This is a genomic window from Curtobacterium aurantiacum (assembly GCF_018598555.1).
Lineage (GTDB): Bacteria > Actinomycetota > Actinomycetes > Actinomycetales > Microbacteriaceae > Curtobacterium > Curtobacterium aurantiacum.
Genome location: NZ_JAHEWN010000002.1, coordinates 329,290 through 346,329, shown reverse-complemented (window position 1 = coordinate 346,329; position 17,040 = coordinate 329,290). Strand labels below are relative to the sequence as shown.

Here is a 17,040-nt window from a genome sequence, read left to right as displayed (position 1 = left end):
GGTGCGAGGTTGCCCGCTCGGTGCGAGCTTGTTGCGGCGCACGGAGCGCGCAACCTCGCACCAGCCGACAGACCGCGCACGGTGCGTCGGCCTGGAGGCCCGGGTCAGCTCGCGGGGGCCGGCTCGGCCCCGGCGCGGGGCTCGGTCTCCTGCAGGAACGCTCGCCACTGCTTCCGGTAGCGCAGCGTCAGGGCCAGGACCGTGACGAAGAACACCGCTGCGACGATCTGGAGCAGCGAGGACGGCGCCCACTCGTGGTCGAAGACGTTCGCGGCCCAGAGCAGCACGAATCCCGGTGCGATCACGACGGTGAACGCCGACTGCTGCAGACGGTTGCTCGCGATCGACCGGAGCTCCTCGACGTGATCAGCCGGGAATGCCGCACGACCTCGGATCATCCTGTCGATCCACTGCCGCTCGCGTCGCGGCACACCGCTGGTCGGGGTCGACCACGCCCGCGGTGCACCCTGCCGGAGGTACCGCACGAACCCGATGACCCAGGCGAGCAGCGCCCCGGCCAACAGGACCGATCCGACGGTCGACGGCCAGCCGGATCGCATCTCCCCCGTCAGATCGTTGATCTGTGCACCGGCGACGCCACCGAAGAAGAAACCGAAAACCATGCAGAGGCCGGCCCCGACGACGACCACCACGGCCCAGCGCTGCCGGTTCATCCGCACCTCGGGGCGCGGTCGTCCAGCGATGTTGTCGGCGACGAGGGACCAGGTTTCCTCGGAGACCCCGACGTCGGTCGCGTTCTCTGCAGCCGGAACGGACACGGTCAGCTCGCGGGAGCGGTGTCGCCCTCGCCCGCGGCTTCCTTCGCGCGCTTCAGGCGGGCCTGCGCCTCCCAGTACTCGATCTCGCGCTCGAGCTCGGCGAGCTCCTGCTCGGTACCGGTCACGCGCTTCTCCCCATGGGCGCTGCGGGCATCGCCCAGGGTGGCGTACCGGTCCTCGTGGCGGGTGGGCTCGATGTACCGGCCGTGGTTCCGTTCACCCGGAGTCCAGTCGTGCCCGATGGCGAACCAGACGACGCTGCCGACGACGGGGACCAGGATCACGAGGATCACCCACGCGATCTTCGGCAGGCCGCGGACCTGGTCGTCCGTCTTGGTCAGGATGTCGATCAGGGCGAAGACCAGCAGGACGACGGTGATCCCGGACAGCAAGACGCTCATGTTCGCGATTCTATGGATCCGCTTGGAGTCTGACCATTCCCCGAACGAGCGTCGCGGTTGCGAAGGTGCACAGGGTGGGCATCAAGGTACCGGCGGGCGAGCACCGCGGACCGTGCCGTCCATGCGAACTGCCCCGCCGTGGCGATGCCGCCCGCCACGGCGAAGGGCCAGAACGTACCACCGGCGAACGTGATCGCAGACCACACGATCACGAACCCAGCCAGACTGGCCAGTTCGCCGCCGTCGCCCAGTTCGACCGCCCTCGCTTGCACGACGATCCGACGGTCCTCCGGCGCGGCCCGTCGCCCGGTCGCCGCCTCCGTCACCGCGCGCTGTTCGCGTTGCTGCAGCGGAGCGAGCACCGGCGCACGACGAGCTTCCGCGCCGTTCCGTCTCCGGCGGATCCGGACCCGAACGGCGTCGCCGAGACCGATGACGAAGCCCAGTGCGGTGACGACGCCGGCAACTGCGAAGCGAGCGTCCGATCCGGCGCGCACGGCGATCGCCGCGATGCACAGCGCCACCAGCACCAGCCCGATGGCCACGACGAACCCGAGGACCGGCGGGCCGGGTGTCCGGGTCTGCGCGAGGAGCAGGTGTGCACGTTCGTCGGCTTCGGCCCAGCGTCGGCTTGCCGCCGCTCCCTCGGTGTCGGTCTGGGCGGCGTCGGTCACAGCGCCGCCACCCACTCGTCCGTGCCGTCGGTGAACCGCTGGTGCTTCCAGATCGGCACGCGCTCCTTCACCAGGTCGACCAGCGCACCGCAGGCGGCGAACGCCTGCGCCCGGTGCGACGACGACACCGCTGCGGCGAGCGCGACGTCCCCGATGCCGAGCGCCCCCACGCGGTGCAGCACCGCGATCCGGACATCGGGGTGGCCCTCGGCGATGGTCCGGGCGACCTCGGTGATGACGTCGCCGGCACTGGGATGCCGCTCGTAGTCGAGCGCCGTGACGCCCTTGCCACCGTCGTGGTCACGGACGATGCCGGCGAAGGTCACCACGGCGCCGTCCTGGTCGGTGGCCACCACGGCAGCGACCTCGTCGACGCTGATGTCGCGGTCGACGACGTCGGCCAGCACGACCCGTGCGGCGGCCTCGGTGCTGCTCACGAGGCGCTCCGCGGGGCGTGGCCCTCGCCGTGCACCTGGGCGACCACGTGGTCGAGCACACCGTCGAGCACGGCGAGCCCGTCGGAAACCCCGCCGCGCGACCCGGGCAGGGTGACGAGCAGGCAGCCGGCGTTCGTGACCCCGGCGACGCCGCGGGTGAGCAGCGCGGTCGGGCCGGCACCCGCGAGTCCGCGCCGACGGATCTCCTCGGTGATGCCGGGCAGTTCGAGGTCGATCAGGCCCACCACCGCCTCGGGGGTCCGGTCGGTCGGCGTGACCCCGGTGCCGCCGGTGGTGATGACGACACGTGCGTCGGCCAGGAGTTCCGCGGTGACGGTCTCGGTGATCGCGCCGCCGTCGGGGACGATGATCGGGTCGCTCGTGGTGAACCCGTGGTCGCGCAGCCAGTCGGCGATGACGGGTCCGGTGCGGTCGAGTGCGGGGTCGGCGGCGGCCTGCGTGGACACCACGACGACGGCGGCCCGGCCCCTGGTCGGCTCGGCGGTCATCGGTTGCTCCAGTCCCCGGAGCGCCCGCCGTGCTTCTCGAGCACGCGGACATCCGTGATCACGGCCGCTCGGTCGACGGCCTTCACCATGTCGTACACCGTCAGGGCGGCGACGCTCGCCCCGGTCAGGGCTTCCATCTCGACGCCGGTGCGCGAGGTCGTGCGGACCGACACCTCGATCAGCACGCGGTCATCGGAGCCGGTGATGTCGACCTGGACGCCGGCGATCGGCAGCGGGTGGCACAGCGGGATCAGGTCCGACGTCTTCTTCACGGCCATGATCGCGGCGATCCGGGCCGTGCCGACGACTTCACCCTTCGGCAGCGAGCCGTCGAGGATGCGTGCGACGACGTCGGGTCGGGTGACGACGGTGGCGGTGGCGGTGGCCGACCGGTCCGTGACGTCCTTCGCGGAGACGTCGACCATGTGCGCGCTGCCGTCGGCGCGGACGTGCGACAGCTGGTCGGAGGCGGACGAGTCGGTCATCGGAGGCTCCAGACGGTCAGGGGGTCGCCGGGTTCGACGGTGTCGACCCCCACGGGGACGTGCACCAGGTGCGTGGCGGCCGCGTAGTGGACGAGCAGGTGCGAACTCGGGCCGCCCACGAAGTGCACGGCCCCGTCCTGCACCCGGCCGCGCCGGACCTGGTGCTTGCCGACGGGTGAGGCGGCAGCGGACGCAGCCGGCAGGACCTGGGCGGGTCGGTCGGCCGCGAGCCCGACGGCATCGGCGAGCAGCGGGCGCAGGAACACCTCGAACGAGACGAGCGCCGACACCGGGTTACCGGGGAAGGACACGACCGGAACGGCACGAGCGACGCCGCCAGCTCCGAACACGACGCTGCCGAACGCCTGCGGCCCACCGGGTTGCATCGCGACCGGCGTCACCGCGAGCCCGCGGGGTTCGAGCGCCTGCCGCACGACCTCGTACGCCCCGGCGCTGATGCCCCCGGTGGTGAGCACGAGGTCGGCCCAGTCCCCCACGGCCGCATCGAGGGCCCGGTCGAAGGCAGCGACGTCGTCGGGCACCCGGACGGTCCGCGGGTCCGCTCCGACCTCGGCGAGCGCAGCCCGCAGCGCGATGCCGTTGGCGTCGCCGATCGTCGCCGCGTCGGCATCGGCGCCCTGCAGTTCGGATCCGGTCGACACGACGAGGACCCGCAGCGGTCGGCGCACGAGCACGGTCGCCACCCCGGCAGAGGCGAGCGCGCCGAGCAAGGCCGGCGTCACCGGGGCCCCGGCCGGTGCGAGTTCGGCGCCGGTGGCCAGGTCGCTGCCGGTGGCCCGCACGAAGGTGCCGGCGGTCAGGTCACCGGGCACCGTCACCCGGGGCAGCTCGAGCGCGGCCGGGAACGCGCCGGGCTCGGTCGCCTCGACCGGGAACACCGCGTCGGCTCCCGCCGGGATCCGCGCGCCGGTCATGATGGGCGCCGCCGTGCCGGGCTCGAGGGGCTCGGGCACGACGCCGGCCGGGATCGGAGCGACGACCCGGACGTCCTGCCCGGCGTCGACGACCCGCGCGGCGAACCCGTCCATCTGACTGTTGTCGAACGGCGGCAGCGGCACCGGCGACACGACGGGCGCGGCGAGCACACGATGCACGAACCCGACACGCGCACCGGCACCGGCGAGCTCGTCGAGCGGCCGTTCTTCTGCTCCGAGGCCCGCCACCACCGGCGCGAGCAACGCCGCCAGGTCGTCGCGGTGCTGACCGATCGTTCGCACAGGTGCCTCCGAACAGGGGTTGGTGGCGCCGCTCCCGGTTCGCCCGGTGGCGCCGTCAGTAGCGTATCCAGCGCGCAGCCCGCGCCGACGACCAACCGGAGGACCTGTGGAGAACGACGAAGCCGTGACGATCGGTGTCATCGGAGGCTCCGGCCTCTACCAGCTGTTCGAAGAGGGCACCGCCGACGAGCTCGACGTCCCGACCCCGTTCGGCCCGACGTCGAGCCCGATCAGCATCGGCACGTTGGCCGGACGTCGGGTCGCGTTCCTGACGCGGCACGGCCGCGAGCACTCCGTCGCCCCGCACCGCATCAACCACCGCGCGAACGTCTGGGCGCTCCGCTCGCTCGGTGTCCGCGCCATCGTGTCCTCGAGCGCCGTCGGCGGCCTGCACCCCGGCTACGCCCCTGGGACCTTCGTCGTCACCGACCAGCTCATCGACCGCACCTGGGGTCGCGCCGACACGTTCTTCGAGGACGACGTCCAGCACCTGTCGTTCGCCGACCCGTTCGACCCGACGCTCCGACGCGCGGCGATCGAGGCCGTCTCCGGGCTCGACGTGCCGTTCCGTCCGACCGGCACGTGCGTCGTCATCCAGGGGCCCCGGTTCTCCACCCGCGCCGAGTCCGTCTGGCTCCGCCAGGCCGGAGGCCACACCGTCAACATGACGATGACGCCCGAGGTCCCGCTCGCCGCCGAACTCGGCATCGCCACCGTGAACCTGTCGTTCGTCACCGACGCCGACGCCGGCCTGGCCCCGACCGAGGACGAAGCCGCAGCCGCAGCCGCAGCCGCAGCCGCAGCCAGCGGCCCCGACGTCGACGACGCCGGAGCCGTCGTCACCCACGCCCTCGTCATGGAGCGCCTCGCCCGTGCCAACGAGGTCATCGTCCGCGCCATCGGCCAGATCGTCGCCGCGATCCCCGCCGACTTCACCCCGCGTGAGCTCGTCCCCACCACCGCGAGCGCCAGCATCATGCAGGCCCAGTCCACAGGCGCCACCGCCACGCAGGCCCAGCCCGCCGCCTCGACCGCGGGTGCCACCGCATGAGCCGCCTCCTCGTCACCGGCGGCGCCGGCTTCATCGGCTCCGCGATCGTCCGCCGCGCCCTGGCCGACGGCCACGAGGTCCGCGTCCTCGACTCCCTGCGCGACGACGTGCACGGCGACCCCGCCGAGGTCGTCCACGCCCACCAGCAGCAGGGCATCGCGTTCGTGCACGGCGACGTCCGCGACCGGGTCTCCCTCGACGCCGCACTCGACGGCATCGACGTCGTCTGCCACCAAGCCGCGAAGGTCGGCCTCGGCGTCGACTTCCAGGACGCCCCCGACTACGTCTCGTCGAACGACGCCGGCACCGCCCACGTCCTCGCCGGCATGGCCCGGCACGACATCGGCCGGCTCGTCGTCGCCAGCTCGATGGTCGTCTACGGCGAGGGCGCCTACACCACCGCCTCCGGCGACCCCACGCGTCCGCCGGCCCGCCGCCGCGAGGACCTCGACGCCGGCCGCTTCGACCCCATCGGCCCGGACGGGCAGCCCCTGCTGCCCGGCCTGATCGACGAGTCCGCCGCGCTCGACCCCCGCAACGTGTACGCGCAGACGAAGGTCGCGCAGGAGCACCTCGCCTCGAGCTGGGCCCGCGCCACGGGAGGCCGCGCGATCGCGCTCCGGTACCACAACGTCTACGGACCCGGCATGCCGGCGAATACCCCCTACGCCGGTGTCGCGTCCCTGTTCCGCTCGGCACTGGCCCGCGGCGAGGCGCCCCGCGTCTTCGAGGACGGCGCCCAGCGACGCGACTTCGTGCACGTCGACGACGTCGCCGGCGCGAACGCCGCCTCGATCGCCGCGACCGCAGACCTGCCGTCGGACACGTTCCGCGCGTACAACGTCGGCTCCGGCACCGTGCACACGATCGGCGACATGGCCGCGGCGATCGCCGGACCCGACGGCCCGCAGCCGGTCGTCACGGGCGAGTACCGCCTGGGCGACGTTCGCCACGTCACGGCGAGTTCCACCCGCATCGCCGATGAGCTCGGCTGGCACGCCGAGGTCGACTTCGCGGCCGGCATGCGCGACTTCGCGACGGCTCCGCTCCGGAGCGCCGTCCGCTAGCCACAACGCGTGAGCAGAAGACGTCGGGTCACGCCCCGCGACCCGACATCTTCTGCTCACCGAGCGAGCGACGCGAGCCGAGCGAGCCCCCGAGCCGAGCGGGCCCCGCGCACGAAACGCGCCCACCCGCCGGACGGGAGGCCCGTGACGACCCCGCCCCGCGCCTCCCGTCCGCCGTCCCCGCGCCCACGGCCACGCAGGACGCCGTCGTGTCGGCAAGACGCCCCCTGGTGCGCGAGACGCCGCCGGATTCGGCGGCGTCCCGACGACACGACGGCGTCTCGCGACACCCAGGACGCACGACGCGCGTGCCCCCGTCCCCCGTTCTGGGGACCGGACGCACGCCGAACGCGCTGAACGACCAGGACCCGGCAGTTTCCTGTACCCCGCGGGCTGTCGTCGTGTTGTGTCGAGGACATGCCAGGACAGACCCGTCGATCCGACCGACCGCACCGAATGACGGACATGACTGTCGACGTGATCCTGCCGTGCCTCGACGAGGCGGACGCCCTGCCGAAGGTCATCGCACGGCTCCCCACGGGCTACCGGGCCATCGTCGTCGACAACGGATCGACCGACGGGTCCGCCGACGTCGCCCGCGCCCACGGTGCCCTGGTGGTGACGGAACCCGTCAAGGGCTTCGGCTCGGCCTGCGCCGCCGGGGTCGCCGCGGCGACCGCCGACTTCGTCGCCTTCTGCGACGCCGACGCCTCGATGGACCCCGCCGAGCTCCCGCCCCTGGTCGACCGCGTGGCCAGCGGCCGCGTCGACCTGGCACTCGGCCGACGCGTCCCGACCGGTCGGGGCGCCTGGGCGCCGCACGCGCGCTTCGCGAACCGGGTCCTCGCCGTCCTCATGCACCGCGCGACCGGCTACCGCCTGCGCGACCTCGGACCGATGCGCGTGATGCGCCGCGAGGACCTCCTCTCCCTCGACCTGCGCGACCGTCGCAGCGGCTACCCGCTCGAGATGGTCCTGGCCGCCCACGCCGCCGGCTGGCGCGTCGACGAGTCCGACATCGGGTACGCGCAGCGGATCGGTGACAGCAAGGTCACCGGCACGCTCCGCGGCACGGTCAACGCGGTGCGGGACATGTCCCGCCTGCTCCGTGCGTACCGCCGGGAGGCCCGTGTCCGGGTCGTCGCACCGGGTCCGCTCCGCCAGGCGGCCGGGTCCACCCCCGTGGTCGAGGAGGCCCGCTCGTGACCGCCCTCCCGACCGACGGCATCAGCACCGTGGCCGACGGCGTGTCCGTCCCGGTGACCGTCGCGGTCGTCGCGAAGGAGTGCCTGCCTGGCAAGGTGAAGACCCGGCTGACGCCGGCGCTCTCCCCCGAGGGCGCCGCGCGCGTCGCGTCCGCGAGCCTCGCCGACACCCTGGCGACCGTCCGCGCCCTGCCCGCAGCACATCGGGTCCTGTTCTTCGACGGCGACGTCGTGCCGGAGTCGGCCGAGGGGTTCGACGTGCTGCACCAGCCCGGTGGCGGCCTCGACGAGCGCCTCGGGTTCCTGTTCGACGCCATCGACGGCCCGCTGCTGCTCGTCGGCATGGACACCCCGCAGGTGTCCGCCGCGGACCTCGCCCCGGTGTTCGACGACGCCGCCCGCGACGCCTGGTTCGGCCCGGCCGAGGACGGCGGCTTCTGGTCGCTGTACCTGCGAGAGCCCACCGGCGACCTGCTGCGCGGCGTCCCGATGTCGCGCGACGACACCGGTGCCGTCCAGCTCGCACGACTGACCGACGCCGGCCTCGACGTGGGCGTGCTCGGCGAACTGCTCGACGTCGACACGATCCCCGACGCCGAACGGGTCGCCGACCTCGCACCCGACTCCGACTTCACCCGAGCACTCCGTGCCGAGACCGTGGGGAGCACCCGATGACCATGCACGCACCCGTCTCCTTCGGTGCCGGTGGCGGCGAGCCGTACGCCCGGGCCCTCCGCACCGACGGCCACCTGCGCCTGACCGACCCCGACCGCCCGGACGCCGTCACCACGATGGACGTCGGCCGCTGGAGCGCCGCCGCCGACCGCGTCGACCGCTCGCTGCTCGACGACGTCGACGGCGGGGTCATCGACATCGGCTGCGGCCCGGGCCGGATGCTCGTCGCCGCACGCTCCCGGGGCATCCCGGCGCTCGGCGTGGACGTCTCCGCCGAGGCCGTCGCCATCGCGGAACGTTCCGGCGGCACAGCCCTGCAGGGCTCCGTGTTCGACGCGGTGCCCGACGAGGGCCACTGGGACACCGCGCTCGTGATCGACGGCAACATCGGCATCGGTGGCGACCCGACGGCCCTGCTCGCTCGGTGCCGCGAGATCGTGCGGGCCGGCGGCCGGGTCATCGTCGAGACGAACCCCGAAGCCGCGGCTGACCGGGTCTACACGGCCCGGGTCGTGGACGCCGACGGCAACGAGAGCGCCGGCTTCCCCTGGGCCGAGGTCGGCCTCGACGCCCTGCACCGGCACGCGGCGGACGCCGGACTGGTCGCGCGGCAGAGCTGGACGGCCGAGGGCCGGAACTTCTGCGAGCTGCTGGCCTGAGCGGGCCGCCGGCCGCCGGCCGCGGACCGCGGGTCGCGGGTCGCGGCCGGGTCGACCGTGACATCCGTCACGATCGATCGTGACACCGGGGCACATCCGCTCCGGCGCTCGCACCGTTTGACTGATCGGACCCGCCGCGCGCACCCTGCGCGGCCCGATCGAGACGAGCACCGTGCGGAAGCCCATGCGCATCACCCTGATCACCCTCGGCGCGCTGGTGGCGGTCCCGGTGCTCGCCCTGGCGACCACGACGGTCGTCAACGTCGTCGCGACGCACGCCGAGGCGTCCGACATCAAGGACTACGGCGAGCGCGTGCCCGTCGACGGCAAGCAGATGAACGTCGTCGTCCGCGGGACCGGCACCACCTCCGGCACCGGGACGATCGTGCTCCTGCCCGGGCTCGGCACCGCGGCACCGGGACTCGACTTCGGGCCGCTCATCGACCAGCTCGCCCGGACCCACCGGGTCGTCGCCGTCGAACCGTTCGGCACCGGCCTGAGCGACCAGACCGACGTCCCGCGGACCGCCGCGAACATCATCCGCGAGGTACACGAGGCCCTGCAGCACCTGCACGTCGACCGGTACGTGCTGATGGGTCACTCGGTCGCGGGCATCTACGCCCTGCCCTACACGGAGACGTACCGCGACGAGGTCACCGCCTTCGTCGGCATCGACAGCAGCGTGCCGGAGCAGTCGAGCTGGGACGAGCCGATCCCGACCGGGGCGATCGTGGCGCTCGACCGGCTCGGCGTGACGCGGGCGGTGAGCAGCCTCTCGCCCGACACGTACGGCGACGCCTACGACGACGCGACGAAGCGGCAGATGCGGCTGCTCTCCGCGAAGAACGGCGCCGCCCCGACGATGATCGACGAGATGGACCACGCACCGCAGAACTTCCGGTCGGTGGCGGACGCCACGTTCCCTGCCGACCTGCCCGTGCTGTTGTTCGTGCGGACGAACGACACCGACGTGCCGCACTGGGTCCGACTGCACGAGCGCCAGGCGGCGAGCGTCGACCACGGCCGGGTGATCGGTCTCGTCGGCGACCACTACCTGCACCACACCCTGTCGGAGCGGATCGCCAGGGACACCGACGCGGTCCTCGCTACCCTGAGCGAGTGACGCACCCCGGGCAGGAGCGGCCCCGCGCCGACGCCGACGTCCGGGTCGTCCGCTGGTCCTCGGTCGCGTCGCTGTGGCTCGTGGTGCTGGTGGGCGGCGGCGCGCAGGTCCTGATCGGCACCGACGGTCCGCCGACGGCGCGCACCCCCGTGCTCGTCGTGCTCACCGTCGCCGCGACGGTGACGGCGCTCGCATCGATCCCGCTGCTGCTCCGTCCCGCCGGTGCGGCGTCGGCACGCCACCCGGCCGTGCTCGCCCTGCTGGTGCTCGCGGTCGCCACGTGGGTGGTCGCGCTCGTCCCGTCGGCGACCGGCTCCGCGTGGTCGTTCACCCTGGCGATCGCGGGCGGCACGGTCGGCTGCCTGCTGCGCGGGTGGGCCCGGGTCACCGTGCTCGCCGGCACCGTCGTCCTGCTGGTCGGGGCAGCCGACGCCCGCGCCGAGCCCGCCGAACTCGTCCTGGTCGGGACACTCGCGCTCTTCGCCCTGATGCCGCTCAGCGTCGTCTGGATACACCGTGTCGTGCTCCGGCTCGAAGCCGCACGTCGCACCGCCTCCGACCTCGCCGTCGCCGAGGAACGACTCCGCTTCGCAACCGACCTGCACGACATCCAGGGCCACCACCTGCAGGTCATCGCGCTGAAGAGCGAGCTCGCCGAACGGCTGCTCGACGCCGACCCCGAGCGTGCCCGGGGTGAGCTGTCCGACATCCGGACCGTGGCGCGGGAAGCGCTCGAGGACACCCGGGCGCTCGTCGGCGGCTACCGCACCGTGACGGTGGCGGTCGAGGCCCGGAACGCCGCAGCTGTCCTGCGGTCGGCGGGGGTCGACTGCCGCGTGCGGCTCGAGACTGCCGGCATGCCCGACGCGGTCGGCGCCCTGTTCGCCGTCGCGATCCGCGAGGCCGCGACGAACACCATCCGGCACAGCCACGCCAGCACCGCGTCGATCGAGCTGCTGCCCGACGGCGACGCCTGGCGACTCACGGTGGCGAACGACGCACCGCGGTCGTCCGAACGACCGGGCACGGGGACTGGGACGGGGACGGGGACGGGCATCGACGGGCTCCGGCAGCGCGTCACGCCACACGGTGGGACGGTCCACGTCGACCGGCGTGCAGACCGCTTCACCCTGGTGATCCGCATCCCGGCCTCCGCACGAGCGGTGGTGTCCACGTGATCAGGATCGTCATCGCCGATGACGAGGAACTCATCCGCGGCGCACTCGTCGCCCTGCTCGGCCTGGAACCCGACCTCGAGGTCGTCGCCGACGTCGCCGACGGTGCAGCAGCGGTGACCGCAGCCCGGAGACACCTGCCGGACGTCGTCCTGCTCGACCTCGAGATGCCCGTCCTCGACGGCATCGAGGCCGCCCGTGCGCTGTCGGACGCGATGCCCACCGTGATCGTCACCCGCCACGCGCGGCCGGGGACCCTCCGGCGCGCCCTGTCCGCCGGGGTCCGCGGCTTCGTCCCGAAATCCACGCCGGCCGCCCGGCTGGCCGAGATCATCCGTGACGTGGCGGCGGGCGAGCGGTACATCGACGCCGGTCTCGCGGCGGCCGCGCTCACCGAGGACGAGAGCCCGCTCACCCCGCGCGAGGCCGACGTCCTGCGCTGCACCCGTGACGGGCTCGCGACGAAGCAGATCGCCCGGGAGCTCTCGCTCGCACACGGCACGGTCCGGAACCACCTGTCGGCGGCGATCGCAAAACTGCACGTCGACAACCGCGTCGCAGCCGCCGCCCTGGCGTGGGACCGAGGGTGGATCTGACCGCAGAACGCATCCTTGTTTTGCACGATGCAAGACAAGCGCGTAGAGTGTTGGTCATCCAGCCGACGGCGTCGCGGTCGCCGGCTCGGTGACCTGCGGACCTCGGCACGACGACGAGGAGCACCCATGCAGAACCGTCAGAACCCCCTGGGCGGCGCCTACGTGACCGGCCTCGAGACCCGCGCCGAGCTCGGCGCCTTCACCGGCGACGCGACCCGCAGCCCGATCGGCAGCTACACCGGCACCGGCATCGGCCGCGCACTCGGCCGCTTCGTCGACACGCAGTTCCGCCGTCCCGGCACCGCGACGTCCTCGACGCGCACCGTGACCGGCTCGTTCCGCACGGCGACTGGTTCGTTCCGCACCGCCTGAGGCACCTGCCTCCACAGACCGCGAGCGGTCGTCCACCCCGGGGGTCCCCCCTCAACCCGGGTCGGGCGGCCGCTCGCTCGCGTTCCCCCGACCTCCGGCGCACTTCCCCCGAACGCGCCAGGGCGGCCGATGCCAGGATGGACGCATGAACGACCGCGCCGGCACCCCAGCGACCGCACACGACCTCGTCGACCTGGACGAGCTCCTCGCCGCCTACCACGACCGAGTGCCCGACGTCTCGGTCCCCGAGCAGAAGGTCGTGTTCGGCACGTCCGGACACCGCGGGTCATCGCTCGACACCGCCTTCAACGACACCCACATCGCGGCCATCACGCAGGCGATCGTGGAGTACCGCCGCGACCAGGGCACCGACGGACCGCTCTTCATCGGCCGCGACACCCACGCGCTCTCCGCCCCCGCCGAGCAGACCGCTCTGCAGGTCCTCGCCGCCAACGGCGTGCGCGTGCTCGCCGACAGCCAGGACGGTTTCGTGCCGACGCCCGCGCTGAGCCACGCGATCATCCGCTACAACCGCGCCGGCAACCCGGACACGGCCGACGGCATCGTCATCACGCCGAGCCACAACCCGCCCCGCGACGGCGGCTTCAAGTACAACCCGCCGCACGGTGGTCCCGCCGACAGCGACGCCACGAGCTGGATCGCGAACCGGGCGAACGCGATCATCGAGGGCGGCAACGCCGAGGTGCAGCGCACCGAGGACGCCGAGCCCGAGCGCTACGACTTCCTCAACACGTACGTCGCCGACCTCGAGAACATCATCGACATCGCGGCGATCAAGCGTGCGGGCGTGAAGATCGGCGCCGACCCGCTCGGTGGCGCCTCGCTGCCGTACTGGAACGCCATCCGTGACCACTACGGCCTCGACCTGACCGTCGTGAACCCCGAGGTCGACCCCACGTGGGCCTTCATGACGCTCGACTGGGACGGCAAGATCCGGATGGACCCGTCGAGCCCCTCGGCGATGGCCTCGGTGCTCGCCCGCAAGGACGACTTCGACGTCCTGACCGGCAACGACGCCGACTCCGACCGGCACGGGATCGTCACGCCCGACGGCGGGCTGATGAACCCGAACCACTACCTCGCGGTCGCGATCGAGTACCTCTACGCGCACCGGCCCGAGTGGCGCGACGACGCCGCGATCGGCAAGACGCTGGTGTCGTCGAGCATCATCGACCGCGTCGCCGAGTCCCTGGGCCGTCGCCTGTGGGAGGTCCCGGTCGGCTTCAAGTGGTTCGTCCCCGGCCTGATCGACGGCTCGGTGGCCTTCGGCGGCGAAGAGTCCGCGGGTGCGTCGTTCCTGCGCACCGACGGCACCGCGTGGACCACCGACAAGGACGGCATCATCCTGGCGCTCCTGGCGTCCGAGATCGTCGCCGTCACCGGCAAGACCCCGTCGCAGCTCTACGCCGAGCTGACCGACCGCTTCGGCGCCCCGGTCTACCAGCGCGTCGACGCCGCGGCCTCGAAGGAGCAGAAGGCCCGCCTCGGCAAGCTCGACGGCGACGCCATCACCGCGGACACCCTGGCCGGTGACCCGATCACCGCGAAGCTGTCGAAGGCCCCGGGCAACGACGCTGCCGTCGGCGGCGTCAAGGTCGTCACCGACAAGGCCTGGTTCGCCGCCCGGCCGTCGGGCACCGAGGACGTCTACAAGATCTACGCGGAGAGCTTCGTCGGACAGGAGCACCTCGAGCAGGTGCAGCGCGAGGCCAAGGAGATCGTCGACGCGGCACTGGGCGCCTAGCGCCCCCATCGGACGGGCTGCGGGACTCGCTTCCCGCAACCCGTCCGCCGGAACCGATCCGGGCCTCCAGGCCGTGTGCCGCCGGGGCGCACCGGGCGTACCGTGACTGCCGATCCACTCAGGAAGCCGTCTCGGTGCGACCGAGCACTTGCGGCAGTTGTAACTTTGCAGGCAGCGCAAAAATCGTTCTGCCAGCGCATCGGTACCCGGGAGACCCTGCTCATGACCCAGACGGCGACCGCCCCCGCGGCCCCCACCACGGCGTCCAACGTCGTGATGACGCACCGACAGATCCTGTTGGTGATCTACGGCCTGATGGCCGGCATGTTCCTCGGCGCCCTCGACCAGACGATCGTCGGCACCGCGATCCGCACCATCGGTGACGACCTGCACGGGCTCGACCAGCAGGCGTGGGTCACCACCGGGTACCTCATCGCGTCGACGGTGACCACGCCGATCTACGGCAAGCTCTCCGACATCTTCGGTCGCCGACCGCTCTTCATCACCGCGATCGGCATCTTCATCGTCGGTTCGTTCGCGGCGTCGTTCTCGGACTCGATGCTCATGCTCGCCGGGTTCCGCGCGCTGCAGGGCCTGGGTGCCGGTGGTCTGATGTCCCTGCCGCTGGCGATCATGGGCGACATGCTCGCCCCGCGCGAGCGGGCGAAGTACCAGGGCTACTTCCTGGCGGTCTTCGGCATCTCGTCGGTCATCGGACCCCTCGTCGGTGGCGTCTTCGCCGGCGCCGACCAGCTGCTGTTCATCGCCGGCTGGCGCTGGGTGTTCCTGATCAACGTGCCGATCGGGATCATCGCGCTGTTCATGGTGCTGACGTTCCTGCACCTGCCGAAGTTCGGCGACCGCGGCAAGCCCCGCATCGACTGGTGGGGCGCCACGCTCGTCATCGTCACCCTGGTGCCACTGCTGCTCATCGCCGAGCAGGGCCGCGAGTGGGGCTGGGACTCCCCCGCCGCCTTCGCCTGCTACAGCGTCGGGGCTGCCGGGCTGATCGCGTTCATCCTCGTCGAACGCGCCATGGGCGACGACGCGATCCTGCCGATGAAGCTGTTCGGCTCACGGGTGTTCTCGATGTCCGCGATCCTGTCCGTGCTCGTCGGCTTCGGCATGTTCGGCGCGATGCTGACGATCCCGCTCTACCTGCAGATCGTGAAGGGTGTGACCCCGACCGAGTCCGGCTTCGCCATGCTGCCGATGGTGCTCGGGCTGATGATCTCGTCGATCGCCTCCGGCCAGATCATCTCGAAGACCGGCAACTACCAGGTCTTCCCGATCACCGGCACCGCGTTCACCGCCATCGGCTTCACGGTCCTGACCTTCCTCACCGCTGACCGGCCCCTCTGGTTCCTGATGACCGGCATGTTCCTGATCGGTCTCGGGCTCGGGCAGCTCATGCAGACGCTGACCCTCGCCGCGCAGAACTCGGTCTCGCCGCGGGACATCGGTGTCGCCACGAGCGCCGCGACGTTCTTCCGCCAGATCGGCGGCACCATGGGCACCGCCGTCCTGCTCTCCGTGCTGTTCACCCTGATGCCGACGAACATCAGCGCCGCCATGCAGAACGAGTCCGACCTGAAGAGCGCCCTCAACGCCGCCTTGACCCCCTCGGTCGCGAACGCCTCGAAGAACCAGGGCGTGATGGACGAGATCTGGACGAAGATCGTCGACCCCGTGCAGAAGAACGTGCAGGACGGTCTCGACCAGGGCACCGCGCAGGCGAAGCAGGCTGCCGACGCCGCCGTGACCAAGCAGGTGACCGCAGCCGTGCAGCGGCAGGTCGCCGCGGGCACGGTCCCCGCCGCAGCAGCGGACACGATCATCGCGCAGCAGATCGACGACGCGAAGCCCGCAGCCGAGCAGCAGGCGCTCGAGACGGCAGCCACGAAGGCGAACGCCTCGGTCGTCGACGGGAAGCTGCAGATCGACTACTCGGACAAGGCGCAGCGGGAGAACGTCGTCGACCAGGTCGCCCCGACGCTCGTCAAGCAGCTCAAGAGCGGCGACTCGGCCGCGAGCTCGTCCACCGATTCGGCGACGAGCGACACGTCGTTCCTGAACGGGGCGGACCCCCGGCTCAGCCGTCCGTTCCTCGTCGGGTTCAGTGACTCGGCCGTCCGCGTCTACTACGTCGGCCTCGCGGTGATCCTGATCGCCTTCGTGCTGACGTGGTTCTTCCGGGTGCCGCCGCTCCGCAAGACCTCGGCCCTGCAGGAGCAGGCGGACGCCGCACGCACCGCTGCCGGTGCGGGGTCGGACGGGAGCGCCGCCGCAGCCGCTGCCGCCGCGGCACCCGGGGCTGGTCCGGTGCCGACGGGGTCGGCGTCGGCGCCTGCGTCGGCCTCTGCCGACGTGCCGACCTCGCCCGACGTGCCAACGTCGCCGGACGTACAGCCACGGTCCGCCCGGGCCGCCGGAGCGTCGGACGTCTCGGTGTTACCGAACGACGTGCTGCCGATCGGGGTCGACGACACCCGCGCGCCGCTGCCGAACGCCACGACGCACGGTGCACACTCGGCGGCTGCGCCGGTCGACGAGCCCCCGACGACGACCGGTGCCATCCGGACCCGGGCCGCCCACGCTGCCCCGGTCGTGGAGCCGGACGCCCCAGGGGCCGGAGCCGACGCGGCGGAGGGGAGCCGGGCCTCCCGGCCGGACGCTGGCGACGCGCACGCACACGGGCGGCACTCCGCGGAGTAGTTGGCACGGGCACTGGCCTGCTGATGCCGAACGACGAGGTCGCTGTCGTACGACAGCGACCTCGTCGCATCTGCGCGCGAGCAACTGTTGCGGCCGCGCGGGGGCGACACCGTC

18 protein-coding genes are annotated in these 17,040 nt (G+C 72.4%); 11 read left to right on the top strand and 7 right to left on the bottom strand.

Going from position 1 to position 17,040, the window contains the following annotated elements; translation table 11 throughout:
- Window positions 1-104: 104 nt before the first annotated feature.
- The 7 genes from KK087_RS03560 to KK087_RS03535 all read right to left on the bottom strand — a co-directional run bounded on the left by KK087_RS03560 (window position 105) and on the right by KK087_RS03535 (window position 4,523).
- Window positions 105-779 (bottom strand): hypothetical protein, encoded by a 675-nt coding sequence (locus KK087_RS03560; protein ID WP_214564233.1) that lies wholly within the window; start codon window positions 777-779, stop codon window positions 105-107.
- A 2-nt stretch (window positions 780-781) separates the two neighbouring features.
- The gene (locus KK087_RS03555; RefSeq protein WP_214564232.1) at window positions 782-1,180 is read right to left on the bottom strand and encodes a PLDc N-terminal domain-containing protein; all 399 of its coding nucleotides are present in this window, start codon (window positions 1,178-1,180) and stop codon (window positions 782-784) included.
- A complete protein-coding gene (locus KK087_RS03550; protein WP_214529138.1) occupies window positions 1,177-1,725 on the bottom strand; it encodes a hypothetical protein in 549 nt (182 codons plus the stop codon). Before KK087_RS03550 ends, KK087_RS03555 begins: the two co-directional genes overlap by 4 nt.
- 125 nt (window positions 1,726-1,850) lie before the next feature.
- Complete coding sequence (locus KK087_RS17230; protein ID WP_307859955.1) at window positions 1,851-2,291, bottom strand: molybdenum cofactor biosynthesis protein MoaE; 441 nt, start codon at window positions 2,289-2,291, stop codon at window positions 1,851-1,853.
- Window positions 2,288-2,800 (bottom strand): MogA/MoaB family molybdenum cofactor biosynthesis protein, encoded by a 513-nt coding sequence (locus tag KK087_RS17225; RefSeq protein WP_250900764.1) that lies wholly within the window; start codon window positions 2,798-2,800, stop codon window positions 2,288-2,290. The genes KK087_RS17230 and KK087_RS17225 overlap by 4 nt, the downstream gene beginning before the upstream one ends.
- On the bottom strand, window positions 2,797-3,285 hold the full coding sequence (gene moaC, locus KK087_RS03540; RefSeq protein ID WP_214529139.1) for a cyclic pyranopterin monophosphate synthase MoaC: 489 nt from the start codon (window positions 3,283-3,285) through the stop codon (window positions 2,797-2,799). Before moaC ends, KK087_RS17225 begins: the two co-directional genes overlap by 4 nt.
- Window positions 3,282-4,523, bottom strand: a complete 1,242-nt coding sequence (locus tag KK087_RS03535) for a molybdopterin molybdotransferase MoeA (protein WP_307859953.1) — start codon at window positions 4,521-4,523, stop codon at window positions 3,282-3,284. The genes moaC and KK087_RS03535 overlap by 4 nt, the downstream gene beginning before the upstream one ends.
- A gap of 106 nt (window positions 4,524-4,629) precedes the next feature.
- Here KK087_RS03535 and KK087_RS03530 point away from each other — a divergent pair, with 106 nt between their 5' ends.
- The 11 genes from KK087_RS03530 (at window position 4,630) to KK087_RS03480 (ending at window position 16,926) form a co-directional block, all read left to right on the top strand.
- Complete coding sequence (locus tag KK087_RS03530; RefSeq protein WP_214564230.1) at window positions 4,630-5,574, top strand: MTAP family purine nucleoside phosphorylase; 945 nt, start codon at window positions 4,630-4,632, stop codon at window positions 5,572-5,574.
- Window positions 5,571-6,641 carry an NAD-dependent epimerase/dehydratase family protein gene (locus KK087_RS03525; protein WP_214564229.1) on the top strand — a complete coding sequence of 357 codons (1,071 nt, stop codon included), beginning with the start codon at window positions 5,571-5,573 and terminating at the stop codon, window positions 6,639-6,641. The genes KK087_RS03530 and KK087_RS03525 overlap by 4 nt, the downstream gene beginning before the upstream one ends.
- A gap of 456 nt (window positions 6,642-7,097) precedes the next feature.
- On the top strand, window positions 7,098-7,847 hold the full coding sequence (locus KK087_RS03520) for a glycosyltransferase family 2 protein (protein ID WP_214564228.1): 750 nt from the start codon (window positions 7,098-7,100) through the stop codon (window positions 7,845-7,847).
- Entirely contained in the window at window positions 7,844-8,521 is a 678-nt protein-coding gene (locus KK087_RS03515; protein ID WP_307859952.1) for a TIGR04282 family arsenosugar biosynthesis glycosyltransferase, read from the top strand. The genes KK087_RS03520 and KK087_RS03515 overlap by 4 nt, the downstream gene beginning before the upstream one ends.
- A complete protein-coding gene (locus tag KK087_RS03510; protein ID WP_214529145.1) occupies window positions 8,518-9,180 on the top strand; it encodes a class I SAM-dependent methyltransferase in 663 nt (220 codons plus the stop codon). Before KK087_RS03515 ends, KK087_RS03510 begins: the two co-directional genes overlap by 4 nt.
- A 184-nt stretch (window positions 9,181-9,364) precedes the next feature.
- Entirely contained in the window at window positions 9,365-10,303 is a 939-nt protein-coding gene (locus tag KK087_RS03505) for an alpha/beta hydrolase (RefSeq protein ID WP_214564227.1), read from the top strand.
- On the top strand, window positions 10,300-11,481 hold the full coding sequence (locus KK087_RS17805) for a sensor histidine kinase (protein WP_214564226.1): 1,182 nt from the start codon (window positions 10,300-10,302) through the stop codon (window positions 11,479-11,481). The genes KK087_RS03505 and KK087_RS17805 overlap by 4 nt, the downstream gene beginning before the upstream one ends.
- Entirely contained in the window at window positions 11,478-12,074 is a 597-nt protein-coding gene (locus KK087_RS03495; protein ID WP_214564225.1) for a response regulator transcription factor, read from the top strand. Before KK087_RS17805 ends, KK087_RS03495 begins: the two co-directional genes overlap by 4 nt.
- A 126-nt stretch (window positions 12,075-12,200) precedes the next feature.
- Entirely contained in the window at window positions 12,201-12,446 is a 246-nt protein-coding gene (locus KK087_RS03490) for a hypothetical protein (protein ID WP_128781611.1), read from the top strand.
- 145 nt (window positions 12,447-12,591) lie between these two features.
- On the top strand, window positions 12,592-14,211 hold the full coding sequence (pgm, locus tag KK087_RS03485; protein ID WP_214564224.1) for a phosphoglucomutase (alpha-D-glucose-1,6-bisphosphate-dependent): 1,620 nt from the start codon (window positions 12,592-12,594) through the stop codon (window positions 14,209-14,211).
- Window positions 14,212-14,433: 222 nt separating this feature from the next.
- A complete protein-coding gene (locus KK087_RS03480) occupies window positions 14,434-16,926 on the top strand; it encodes an MDR family MFS transporter (RefSeq protein WP_214564223.1) in 2,493 nt (830 codons plus the stop codon).
- Window positions 16,927-17,040: the final 114 nt, after the last annotated feature.

What these genes read in the sequence shown, in the direction of transcription:
- KK087_RS03525 (WP_214564229.1), top strand. Translation starts at nt 5,571, where the DNA reads ATGAGCCGCCTCCTCGTCACCGGCGGCGCCGGCTTCATCGGCTCCGCG.
- moaC (WP_214529139.1), bottom strand. Translation starts at nt 3,285, where the DNA reads ATGACCGACTCGTCCGCCTCCGACCAGCTGTCGCACGTCCGCGCCGAC.
- KK087_RS03520 (WP_214564228.1), top strand. Translation starts at nt 7,098, where the DNA reads ATGACGGACATGACTGTCGACGTGATCCTGCCGTGCCTCGACGAGGCG.
- KK087_RS03510 (WP_214529145.1), top strand. Translation starts at nt 8,518, where the DNA reads ATGACCATGCACGCACCCGTCTCCTTCGGTGCCGGTGGCGGCGAGCCG.
- KK087_RS03490 (WP_128781611.1), top strand. Translation starts at nt 12,201, where the DNA reads ATGCAGAACCGTCAGAACCCCCTGGGCGGCGCCTACGTGACCGGCCTC.
- KK087_RS03480 (WP_214564223.1), top strand. Translation starts at nt 14,434, where the DNA reads ATGACCCAGACGGCGACCGCCCCCGCGGCCCCCACCACGGCGTCCAAC.
- KK087_RS03505 (WP_214564227.1), top strand. Translation starts at nt 9,365, where the DNA reads ATGCGCATCACCCTGATCACCCTCGGCGCGCTGGTGGCGGTCCCGGTG.
- KK087_RS03555 (WP_214564232.1), bottom strand. Translation starts at nt 1,180, where the DNA reads ATGAGCGTCTTGCTGTCCGGGATCACCGTCGTCCTGCTGGTCTTCGCC.
- KK087_RS17225 (WP_250900764.1), bottom strand. Translation starts at nt 2,800, where the DNA reads ATGACCGCCGAGCCGACCAGGGGCCGGGCCGCCGTCGTCGTGGTGTCC.
- pgm (WP_214564224.1), top strand. Translation starts at nt 12,592, where the DNA reads ATGAACGACCGCGCCGGCACCCCAGCGACCGCACACGACCTCGTCGAC.